11 protein-coding genes are annotated in these 10,847 nt (G+C 41.2%); 6 read left to right on the top strand and 5 right to left on the bottom strand.

Annotation, left to right across the window (positions count from 1 at the left end):
* Positions 1 to 545 (top strand): thiamine-phosphate synthase family protein (locus tag U9O96_02565; GenBank protein ID MEA2053990.1); only part of this gene is annotated, 545 nt, incomplete at its 5' end.
* 69 nt (positions 546 to 614) lie between these two features.
* Here the strand turns inward: U9O96_02565 and U9O96_02560 are convergent.
* The gene (locus tag U9O96_02560; protein MEA2053989.1) at positions 615 to 1,052 is read right to left on the bottom strand and encodes a thioredoxin domain-containing protein; all 438 of its coding nucleotides are present in this window, start codon (positions 1,050 to 1,052) and stop codon (positions 615 to 617) included.
* The gene (gene trxA / locus U9O96_02555) at positions 1,049 to 1,450 is read right to left on the bottom strand and encodes a thioredoxin (GenBank protein MEA2053988.1); all 402 of its coding nucleotides are present in this window, start codon (positions 1,448 to 1,450) and stop codon (positions 1,049 to 1,051) included. Before trxA ends, U9O96_02560 begins: the two co-directional genes overlap by 4 nt.
* A gap of 83 nt (positions 1,451 to 1,533) precedes the next feature.
* Between trxA and U9O96_02550 the strand changes: the two genes are divergently transcribed.
* The gene (locus U9O96_02550) at positions 1,534 to 1,896 is read left to right on the top strand and encodes a helix-turn-helix domain-containing protein (GenBank protein ID MEA2053987.1); all 363 of its coding nucleotides are present in this window, start codon (positions 1,534 to 1,536) and stop codon (positions 1,894 to 1,896) included.
* A gap of 82 nt (positions 1,897 to 1,978) precedes the next feature.
* On the top strand, positions 1,979 to 3,229 hold the full coding sequence (locus U9O96_02545; GenBank protein ID MEA2053986.1) for an adenosylhomocysteinase: 1,251 nt from the start codon (positions 1,979 to 1,981) through the stop codon (positions 3,227 to 3,229).
* A gap of 18 nt (positions 3,230 to 3,247) precedes the next feature.
* Here U9O96_02545 and U9O96_02540 read toward each other — a convergent pair whose 3' ends face one another.
* Complete coding sequence (locus U9O96_02540) at positions 3,248 to 3,814, bottom strand: hypothetical protein (protein ID MEA2053985.1); 567 nt, start codon at positions 3,812 to 3,814, stop codon at positions 3,248 to 3,250.
* A gap of 103 nt (positions 3,815 to 3,917) precedes the next feature.
* On the opposite strand from U9O96_02540, the gene U9O96_02535 reads away from it, so the two are divergent.
* The 3 genes from U9O96_02535 (at position 3,918) to folP (ending at position 9,547) form a co-directional block, all read left to right on the top strand.
* A complete protein-coding gene (locus U9O96_02535) occupies positions 3,918 to 7,232 on the top strand; it encodes a hypothetical protein (protein MEA2053984.1) in 3,315 nt (1,104 codons plus the stop codon).
* Between the two features lie 81 nt (positions 7,233 to 7,313).
* Positions 7,314 to 8,309, top strand: a complete 996-nt coding sequence (locus U9O96_02530; protein ID MEA2053983.1) for a UbiA prenyltransferase family protein — start codon at positions 7,314 to 7,316, stop codon at positions 8,307 to 8,309.
* 32 nt (positions 8,310 to 8,341) lie between these two features.
* Positions 8,342 to 9,547, top strand: a complete 1,206-nt coding sequence (gene folP, locus U9O96_02525) for a dihydropteroate synthase (protein MEA2053982.1) — start codon at positions 8,342 to 8,344, stop codon at positions 9,545 to 9,547.
* Here folP and U9O96_02520 read toward each other — a convergent pair whose 3' ends face one another.
* Positions 9,548 to 10,114, bottom strand: a complete 567-nt coding sequence (locus tag U9O96_02520; protein ID MEA2053981.1) for an MBL fold metallo-hydrolase — start codon at positions 10,112 to 10,114, stop codon at positions 9,548 to 9,550.
* A 22-nt stretch (positions 10,115 to 10,136) separates the two neighbouring features.
* Positions 10,137 to 10,847: lysylphosphatidylglycerol synthase transmembrane domain-containing protein (locus U9O96_02515; GenBank protein MEA2053980.1), on the bottom strand; the 711-nt coding region annotated here is incomplete at its 5' end.

Genomic DNA, 10,847 nt, shown 5'->3' with positions numbered 1-10,847 from the left:
TATGGCTGTCTCTTCAGGACGCAGTGGATGAATTGTTGTCATTTCTGCCTGTCTCACTGATCCCGGAGGTTGGAATAAATTTTGTATATGCAATGGCAGATGCATCCAGTTACGGTGATATATGCGGTATAGACGGGAGGATAGTAAGAGCAAAAAAACCGTTTCAGGCTGGCGAGTGCAGATTTGGTACCTCAAAGCACATTTCATCTGTTCTTCTTGCCTGCATGAAGCACGATGCCAGCATAAGGGCAGCCATGAATATTGCTTATTCAGTTGATACCATAAACGCCTGTCATGCCATCGGCCTCAAAGTTGGAAATTTTGATAGAAAGGATGAGCCGGCGGGCAGGTCAACAATGGAATGGGGGACTGACCATGTGGTAAAAGAGATGGGTTTCGTTCCCGACGTAGTATGGGATAAAGGTGGTGTTGGAAAAGAAGCGATGATACGCGTCATAGGAGAAAGCCCGAATGATGTTTTGGAGAAAGTCAAGGCTATAGTAAAAGAGCTTGAATTGGAAGGGAAAGTTCACAGTCCGTTGTGAAATACTTTGACTGTTGCAGCCCGGCAGGATCGGTCTCTTTTTTACAATATCCAATCCAAAATTTAGAACCTAACTCATTCTGTTTAAGCACTCCTCCATATCTGTCAAAAACCGTGATGCGCTTCTGTAACCGATTGTCCTATACACTTCGTTTCCATGAGAATCCAAGTAAACTGTGGTTGGTATACGGTATATTTCATATTGATAAGATATGAATTGCCATTCATCCACGTTAACTTTAACAGCTACAAAAGACTCCGTCACCGCCTTTATTACCTCCGGGTTTTCATATGTGGTAGCATCCATCTGCTTACACGGCCCGCACCAATCTGCATAAAAATCTATCAGTATTGGCTTCCCTTCATTGCCACCTTTCTGCAAGCCCGCTTCATAGCTCATCCACGTAATGGAAGATATTTCTATATCACTGTCGGATTGTATGCAACCTGCCGAAAATAATACAGAAAAGAGGATAAATAAAAAAATTATGCCAACAACATTCCTCATAGATATCTTTCCACCCAATCTTTCAGCATGTCTGGAGGCAATGCTCCAACGATTCTATCTGCAAGCTTTCCGTTTTTGAATAGCAACAGTGTAGGTATACTCATTATTCCATATTTTAGAGATGTGGCTCTGTTCTCATCCGTATTTAATTTTGCGAATACAACCTTTCCCTGCATCTCTTTTGCCAGCTGATCTATTACCGGGGTCACCATACGGCACGGGCCGCACCACGGGGCCCAGCAATCGATAATCGCCAATGGATATTCACTCACTAACCCGTCAATACTGCTATCCGTAACTTTTACCGGCTTATTGGGCCATTTTTTATCTTTACCCGCAAATTTTTTTACCAATTCTTCCATCATCTTCATTTTTATTTTTTCCACTTCGTCTTGCATGGCAGGAAGAATGTACGTGGCATATATAACGTTTTTGCATAAATTTTGCACAAACGATAAATATACGTCTTGCATACTTTATTATGAAACATATACCCCTGCAAAAGAACATTGGGTGTTCGGACGCCTTTTGTTATATCCTCGACCTCAATAAACTTGATATGAAAGTATACAATTGTCTGGCAATGGATGAAAAACGTGCCGATGAATTGGCAGGAAAAATAGGGAAAGATAGAAGTACCATACATCGTTCGCTCCAGAAACTGATTGCATGCAGGTTGTGCAAAAGAGAAAGACACCTGCTTAAGGGAGGGGGACATTACTATGTGTATGCTGCTGTTCCGCCAGAAATTGTAAAGGAAACAATAAAATCATGTATAGACAAATGGTATGAGAAGATGAACAACGCCCTGAAAGATTTCAATAAAGAATTTAAAGATTGCTAATGTATAGCTTTTACCATACAAAAGCCCCGTCATTGCAACCTCTGGCAAAACTAATTTAAACCCTCTGTCATTCCTTACTCTCATGGAATATAAAGTTAAAGACATGTCTCTAGCATATGAAGGACATAAGTTTATACGGTGGGCCGAGGAGCACATGCCTGTTCTGATGGATATAAGAACGGATTTTGAGAAAGAAAAGCCTCTGGATGGCGTAACGATAGCATGCTGCCTCCACGTAACAAAAGAAACGGCGGTGCTTGTAAAAACACTGAAAGCAGGCGGTGCAGAAGTTGCCCTTGCAGGTTCAAACCCTTTATCAACGAATGATGCAGTTGCCGCTGCCCTGGCAGAGAATGGCATTCATGTATATGCATGGAGGGAAAATCATGATGATTACTATTGGTGTGTCAATCAGGCTATAGATTACAAGCCGAGCGTAACCATGGATGACGGCGGAGACCTTGTAACGATGTTGCACACAAAACGTAGAGAATTGCTTGGAAATGTGATTGCTGGAACGGAGGAAACTACAACTGGAGTAAATAGGCAGAGGGTTATGGCTTCTCAGGGTGAATTGGAGTATCCCGTCATAGCGGTCAACGATGCCGTGACAAAGCATTTCTTTGACAATAGATATGGCACTGGGCAGTCGACCATCGACGGCATTTTGCGTTCTACTTCAGTCCTCATTGCTGGAAAAAATTTTGTTGTTGTCGGTTACGGTTGGTGCGGGCATGGCCTGGCAATGCGTGCCAGAGGTATGGGTGCCAATGTCACCATATGCGAAGTCGACGAAATAAGGGCGCTGGAGGCTGTAATGGATGGATTCCGTGTCATGCCGATCGAGGAAGCGGCAAAGACAGGGGATATATTTGTGACGGTTACTGGAAACAAACATATCGTCGATAAAAACGCCATAGATTTGATGAAAGACGGGGCAATAATCGCCAATTCAGGGCATTTCGACAATGAAATAAACGTACCTTATGTGGAAAAAACTGCGGTAAAAGCAGAAAAAGTGCGCGACAATGTAATTGAATACTGGATGGGAGACGGAAGAAAGTTATACATACTTGCCGAGGGAAGACTTGTAAACCTGGCAGCAGCAGAAGGACATCCTTCTGAGGTGATGGACATGTCATTCGCCAATCAGGCTCTTGTTGCAAAGTGGATTTTAAAAGAAGGAAAAAATATGGAGAAGAGAGTTTATTCCGTTCCAAAAGACATTGACATGGAAGTGGCAAGAAGAAAGCTCTCGGCAATGAACATCATGATAGACACATTGACTAAGGAGCAAAGGGAATATATGCATAGCTGGAAAGAAGGAACATAAACGATAGCATAACTATATCTAAACAGCGTTCATCTTTATTTCCTCTGCCGCACCTCTCTTTATCAGAATTTCAGCCGTTTCTTTTGGCATAGTTATAACATCCTCCTTTTTGAGGTGATACTTTTTCATGTTGCTCCCCACAAAAGGTGGAACGTTTTTGAGAATTCTTAACACCGTATTATCTACATGCAACTTTTTATTTTCTTTCCGTTCTTCAAAAATTGTTTCCCTGTTTTCCTGCAAAATTTTTAACAGCCTTTCATAAAATATTTTTTCCTGATCCGTCAGAAATTTTGGAGGGGAGCTTCCACTCCTGGCAGCAGAAAGGGCCGCCTGCACCACCTTTTTTTCTCTCCTCTCAAATATACTTTTCCATATCCTTCTTGAATTACGGAGCTCATCGGAAATTAGAATTAGCTTTTTTGAAGACGGGTTTTCTGCCCTTTCTTCCTCAAATCTTTTTTCCAGTTCGTTTATATATCCAAAAGCGGATTCATAGAAATCATTGCCTATATTCATCAACTCAGGGGATTGCCGCTCCATGCGCTCCAAACTGCGTAGCTTTGTATAACTAAACTTTGTCATCAATTACAAATTGGCAATATAGTATTTATCTTTTGAGTGAAAAGCAAGCCATCTCCAAAGCATTATGCTTATATACGCTGTTTAATATATTGGATGGTGTGAAATGATGAAAATCGTGGGAAAACGTACATGGTTGATATCGATTTTTGTTGTGATGATGATGATTCTTACCCCTTTGCTATCGCTTTCATACGGGGGAGACGTGAGGGAACTCCCGTCAGGGTTTAAGGGCGTAACCTGGAAAAAAGTTGTACCGTTGAACAAAGTAACCCTTGTTAAATTTGATGAAAACAGTTACATTGATGATTTTGCTTATATGGCTGCAATACCTTCAAGTGTTTTTTATGATGAAAAGACGGACAAAGTTTATTCCAATCCCCTCCTTTTTTATGAAGACGAACGAGAGTTTAGTAAAGAGGAGTTATCCCTTAACGGAAGGCAGGGTCTCAATTATTTTATGGAAGACTGGATGTCTTATTGTGGAAGAGTTGGAAAAATAGTGAGTATCAATATTGGAAATGAAAGGCCGTGGAATGCAAAAAATTATACATACATTACCTCAGAGGATCCATATGAAATCGCAGAAAATATTGCACTTAGCGACTGGTCGTATGCGGACAGCGCAGTCGTTGCCGTACTTGGAGACATTGAAGGAAAAGGAAATGAGACAAATGGTACGGTACAAGGCACAATATCTTCCAAGGAAATAAAGGAAATGAGACAGAGTGCCATGAAGCAGGATTCTATTGCCCCCCAGTACAACGACTTTTATGTAGGTGATGAGTACAAGTACATAAAAGCCGATTTAACATGGCCGTCCGTAAGCTGGCTGCCTGCATTGTCTTTTGCCCTAACCCTTGGCATACTCCAGGGAGGTTTGACAGTGCCCTCTGCCGACCCGGACTTGCATCTTTACTGCGATTACGAGGGCGGTCTCACTCAGGTCGCTTCTTCGCAAAACTGGAATATTATGTCGGGGCCTTGGGAGCACTGCGAGAGTTATGTGTATGCACCTGGCAATTGGAAAACTTCAGTTGTGGATATCCCAACAAAAGGAATTATTGGAGACAGGCATGGAACCCTCTTTGAGAGACTGAAAGACATTGTAACAGGCAGGGTAACTTACAATATTGATTTGGTGTTATATCCTGGAGAAGAAGTTGAGTTGCCTGACACTACTCCATTCATGTGCAGGAATGCGGATTTTGAATTAACCTGGAGTGGAAATGGGAAACTTGGGCTTATTATCCTTGATGAGAATAACGTGCCGGTCGGAGAGGCAGTTGCAGAAAATGTATCAAAGCAACAAACCTTGCACCTTGACCAGCTTGGGGAGGGAAAATACAAAGCTGTCATCGTGCAATTAAGTGCAATGGATAGGCAGGTAGATTATACCCTGGAATATTCCTGGCAAGGAGAAATGAAAAAAAGCGGCGCAGACTACATCATGAATGCCGCAGAGGGATCGATCATTGCTTCACTGACCAATTCTCCCCTTCTATATACCCCACCCGATAAGTTGCAGCCAAATATTGAAAAAATCATAAAAAAGCTCGGTATAAAAGATGTTTATTTCGTAAATATAGGAGATTATTCATCAGCAGAAGTAAGAGATGGGTTGAATAGAGTATGCGATATAAAGAAAGAGTATAATGATCTGATTTCTATTTATAAAGAAATTCGAGAATGCACCGATGAAAATGACATCGTTTTCTCTACAATTGACCCATGGACATACTGGCTGGTAGAGAAGTTAAAGCCAGAAGGGGAGAAGAAAGGTTCGCTCTATATTGGCCCGGCCGCTTATTTAGCTGCTCATCACGGTGCTCCTCTCATTGCTGTTGATATGCATCCTCCAATTTCAAGGGCCGTTACCTGGCACAATAACTGGTGGAAAAAGCATGCAATAAGGGATGACGAGCCAAATGTGGCGGCAATGTATTTGACCAGCAGAGAAGTGTACGATTTTCTTGGTGAAGTGGGGCTTGACAAGCCAGGTGAAAGGGAGAGCATTATTACGGTAGCGGGACAGTTTGACATCGGCATTCCATGGGACAGATCCTTTGTCGGGGCCGCAAATGCCGGCAGATTGATAGGCACCCCTGTTGATACATCTTACTGGGCATGTAGAAATGCTTTTTATCCTGCTGTTATCTTTGCAAATCCTGCCCTGAACGAAAAAGGTATAACATTGATAAATGGAAGTAAAAGCACAAGGAAGGCAACAGGAATGCTGGATATAATAAAACCGAGCCAGGATGAGAAATTCAATTACCCCATTTTGAATTCGTTTATGACGTATTGTTATAGGTTTAATGAAAGAGCGAGTAAATACTGGGGTTTCAATTATACGACTGCTACTGGCGTCACGCCATTTGACCAGCCATCAACAAACCCAATAGATAGTAATATTCTGGCTAAATACGGCAAATATGGTTCTTATTGGCCGGATATGACAGAACCAGAAGTAGTCCCGTTTTACTTGGAAAAATCAGGATATGAGATTGCTTTTACAACAAACTTCTCTGCTACAATGGAAGACTTAAACAGAGGAGTCATTGCCTGGTTTGAAACTACACATGGATGGCATGCCAATTCTGGGAGCATTGCTTTCTGGAATTCCTATGGGGCACCGGGGTTTGCTGGAATAAACATAAGCCTGCCAACAGTTGAGCCGAATCCGTGGAGAGGATATGAGATATATCTGCCAGGTTGGCTTGATGGCTCTACTGAAGAGCCAGATGTACTGTCACAAAGTAAAAAACTGGGAATAGACATCATTCCAGCAAAGTTGAGCGATCAATTTATGTCACGGTATTTGCCGGTTATAAAAAACTCGGGATATGACGGTGTTGTCATAACTGTAATTTTCGGAAGATTGAGAACGAAAGATGCTACTGGATACGAAATCGATGAAGCCCTTGACAATATTCACTCAGCCGGTTTCAATGCTGGTTCGTGTCTCATCTCAAATACTTATTTACACCTGACGCTTATAAGGCATGGAAGTGTTTACCAGGTTATAGATCCATGGGAAACCTCATGGTATGGTTCATTTGCCACAGAAATGTTTGCAAGAGACATTGCACTTGGAAAGAGCGTTGGAGAGGCATATACGAATAGCATTCTCCATACAGGAATTGGCTACCTGACAAAACAGTGGTGGTGGGACATAAAAGAAAATATGTGCTATTTCGGCGACCCAGATCTGCAAATGTGGTCTCCCCAATATGGCTGGGGAAAACCTGATTCCATGGCAAAAGGAATGGTAGACGGACATGCCCCCTTTGGTGCAACGGAATATCCTCACGAAGCAAAGGAGGGAGAATACTCGATATACATTGTTGTAGCCATAATACTGTTATGTGCAGCAGCAGGAAGCTACTTCGGAATAAAGTATAAAAAAACGAAAAACTAGAAAGTAGGGATTCCTCTACCGATTAAAAAAACATATATTTTAGACAAAGTTTTTTTATAGACAAAATAGGTTGCACTGCCCATGGGCATGATACGGGAATATCTCAAACTGTCGCGTTCATTCAATGCAGGACTCACGGGCATTTCACCTGTTATGGGTGCAATAAGTATGGGAGAAAGCCACCTTTTACCATTGTTCCTTCTATTTCTCGTTGGCTTCTTTGGCCACGTTTATGGATTTGTTGTCAACGATATCCTTGACCTGAAAGTCGATAAACTATCTGCAGAATTAGGTGACCGACCTTTAGTGAGCGGAAAAATTTCCGGAAGGGGGGCATGGATTTTTGCCATCACTTCCATGGTTCTTTCTTTTATTATCGCTGCATTTCTCTCATTCCATTACTATTCCTTCTTTCCTGCATTTCCAATTCTTGTCTTATCCGCCCTTTCAATAACCATCTATGACCTGATAAGTAAAAAATACCCTGCAATGGACGTGTTTGTAGGCGCAGGCATTTTTCTGCTCATTCTCTACGGGGCATCAAGCATAGGGAATCTGACAAAGTTGGCATGGATTGTATGTGGATTGGGAACTATACAAGTTTTATTCATGCAGTTCATTGCAGGCGGGCTAAAAGATGCGGAGAATGACTACATGGCAAAAGCGAATACACTGGCGATAAAAATGGGAGTGAGAGTGGAAAACAAAAAAATGTTTGTTCCTTCATTGTTCAAAGTTCTTGCATACACACTCCAAATTGTTGACATATCTCTGCTCTTCATTGCTTTGTTTTTTATTTTTGGTTTTGAAAGGAGCATCATGCAAATAGCCGTCCTCATTCCTCTATCCATTTTCATGGTTTTCATTTCGACAAAACTTCTTAGGATGAAAGAATTTGAGAGAGACAAAGCAAGGACGCTGATAGGAATGCACTACTACGTAAATTTCTCTCTCGTGCCTGTCATGTTAACTGTTATCAATCCATGGATTGCCCTTCTAATCTTTGTGCCTTTTGGGGCATTCATTTTATCAAATCTGACCTTGCACGGCACGCTGTTACAGCCAAAAACGATGTGAAAAGTTAATAATGGCATTTTTGATAAGGCACTATGTTTGCTCACCTGCGCATAATCAAAAATGAAAGCGATGCAAGAAAGGAAATGAAATCGATAAACGTTGAAGATGTCGGAATAAAAATCATGGTTCCCAAATCTTTTCACTACTGCATAAAATTTTATGGACTGGAAGCACAGGATGCCATAATTTTGAAACAGGAAATGATTGCTTCAGGAGGGGATGCAGCCATATCATGTTATTCAATCCCTCCGCATGGAGAAAAAACAGATGCCCTTATCATGGGAACAAAATCGCAATTGCATATCCTTTCAAAAAAACTTAAGAGGCAATACAAGCGAATTGACCAGGTAGGGGAGCAAATTATCGGCATTACAGAAAACGTGGACAAAAAGCATACGAGGCTGGGCAAAAAATTTCGACTTGGCAAAAAGACTTTAATCATGGGAATATTGAATGCCACTCCAGATTCATTCTATGATGGAGGGGAATACAACGTTTTTGAAAAAGCGGTCGAGAGAGCAAAAGAAATGGCCAAGGAAGGGGCTGATATCATAGACATCGGGGGAGAATCTACCCGCCCGGGAGCAAATCCTGTCGGCAGAGATGAAGAACTGAAAAGGATTATCCCGCTCATAGAGGCAATTTCAGATGAAATAAAAATACCGATTTCGGTGGACACCTGCAAGGCGGAGGTGGCAGGGAAGGCAATCGAAGCCGGAGTAAGCATGGTGAATGATGTAACCGCCTTTCGCGGAGATGAAAATATGATAAATGTAATCAGAGAATACGATATCCCGGTATGCCTTATGCACATGAAAGGCATGCCACAGAACATGCAGAAAAATCCGCATTATGATGATGTGATGGCAGAAATATCCAAATTTTTGTATGAAAGGGCGAAATATGCATTGTCCCGGGGAATTAAAAGGGAGAATATAGTTTTCGACCCTGGCATAGGGTTCGGAAAAAGGACCGGGGAAGGTGTAGAGGATAACTGCGAGATACTCTCAAGATTGATGGAACTAAAAAGCCTCGGTTTTCCTGTAATGGTTGGGGCTTCGCGTAAAACATTCATTGGAAATATATGCGAATCTGGAACAAAAGAAAGGCTCGAAGGTAGTTTAGGGGCAGGAGCAATGGCTATTGCGAATGGCGCCGATATTCTCAGGGTTCATGATGTAAAGGAGACGAAAAAGATGGCAATGATTGTTGACAGAATTGTAAGAATCAGAAAATAATCACTCCATCTTAAACATCTTTCCATGCCCCGGGATTATAAAATCTGCTTTTTGTAAAAGCTTTTTTCTACTCTCCACCAGATCTTTCATGTCATAGGCAAACGGATCTGGCAGATGGATCAAATCTTTGCCTTTTTCTGGAGGCCACCATATCAAATCTCCGGCAACAGCATATGTGGCTTTTGGGGCATAAACAATCAACGATGAATGCTCCAACGTATGCCCGGGAGTGTGCATAATTTCTATATTTTTTCCGAATGGTTTGCCATCATGCTCTATTGCTTTATTACCTCTATAAATATAATATCCGTCGGCAATAATTGCTTTAGAAAATAACTTAATATTCAAAATATGGTCAAGATGATAATGTGTAATGAATATGTAATCTGTATTTTCTTTCCCCAGTCCTTCTTTTTTTAATGCCTTCTGCAGAATTTCATCGTCTAGGCCAGGATCCACGAGAATATGCTTGTCATCATTTTGTAGTAGAGTGGCAGTGGAGTTTCCCTCCCATCCATGTTTTATTTTTTTTGCATACCCATCGACCAGAACTTTTAAGGAAAGCATGAAATTGAATATATGCCAAATATTAAACCTTTTCAACTCTAACCTTTGTAAGCGATAGTACCCCGCCAATAATGGATGGAATAAGCATTGTAATAACGTACCCGCTCAGAGATATTGCTACCGTGACATCGCTCGGAATTCCATAAATCGAGAAGATGTGTATCAGGGCATATTCCCTCGTCCCGAGCCCGCTTACCGTAATCGGGATTAAGCCGATAAGGGATGCTACAGGATAAATCAGAATGAAATTTATTAAGGGTATGTTGATGGAAAAAGATAGCGCAAGTATATATATCTGCACAAAAAAAAGAATGTAGCTGAAAATCCCTATAAGAAGAGGAAGGATGAGAGACTTTACAGATGGCATGTCCTCATAAAAAGCGTTAAACTCATTCATCATGGATGCCTTCAATTTCTCTGGTATGAAAATTTTATAAATTATTTTTAGTAATTTTTCGCTCCTTTCTTTCTTCTTTAAAAAAATGGCTACGGAGATAAAACTTATGAAGAAAGAGAAGAAAATAAAGAAAAGAGAAGAAAAGTGTTTGAATAGAACAATAGAGCCTGCAAGAGCGAGTATGAATAACCCACCGAATTCCATTATCTGGTCAATAATAATATTGGAAGTACATTTACCAAAGGGTGCATCGCTTTCTTCCCTTAAATATGGAATCCTTACATAATCCCCAAGCCATAAAGGCGTTACAGTACCGTAAAATAGCCCTATTAAATT

The sequence above is a fragment of the Candidatus Thermoplasmatota archaeon genome, from assembly GCA_034660695.1.
Taxonomy (GTDB): Archaea; Thermoplasmatota; E2; order UBA202; family DSCA01; genus JAYEJS01.
Note: the sequence above shows the minus strand (reverse complement) of the source record. Positions and strands in the feature narration are given on the sequence as shown.

Bases quoted from the DNA above. Each gene is read 5' to 3' on its own strand.
- trxA (MEA2053988.1), bottom strand. From the start codon at position 1,450: ATGCAAGACGAAGTGGAAAAAATAAAAATGAAGATGATGGAAGAATTG.
- U9O96_02535 (MEA2053984.1), top strand. From the start codon at position 3,918: ATGATGAAAATCGTGGGAAAACGTACATGGTTGATATCGATTTTTGTT.
- folP (MEA2053982.1), top strand. From the start codon at position 8,342: ATGTTTGCTCACCTGCGCATAATCAAAAATGAAAGCGATGCAAGAAAG.
- U9O96_02530 (MEA2053983.1), top strand. From the start codon at position 7,314: ATGGGCATGATACGGGAATATCTCAAACTGTCGCGTTCATTCAATGCA.
- U9O96_02550 (MEA2053987.1), top strand. From the start codon at position 1,534: ATGAAACATATACCCCTGCAAAAGAACATTGGGTGTTCGGACGCCTTT.
- U9O96_02520 (MEA2053981.1), bottom strand. From the start codon at position 10,114: ATGCTTTCCTTAAAAGTTCTGGTCGATGGGTATGCAAAAAAAATAAAA.
- U9O96_02540 (MEA2053985.1), bottom strand. From the start codon at position 3,814: ATGACAAAGTTTAGTTATACAAAGCTACGCAGTTTGGAGCGCATGGAG.
- U9O96_02560 (MEA2053989.1), bottom strand. From the start codon at position 1,052: ATGAGGAATGTTGTTGGCATAATTTTTTTATTTATCCTCTTTTCTGTA.
- U9O96_02545 (MEA2053986.1), top strand. From the start codon at position 1,979: ATGGAATATAAAGTTAAAGACATGTCTCTAGCATATGAAGGACATAAG.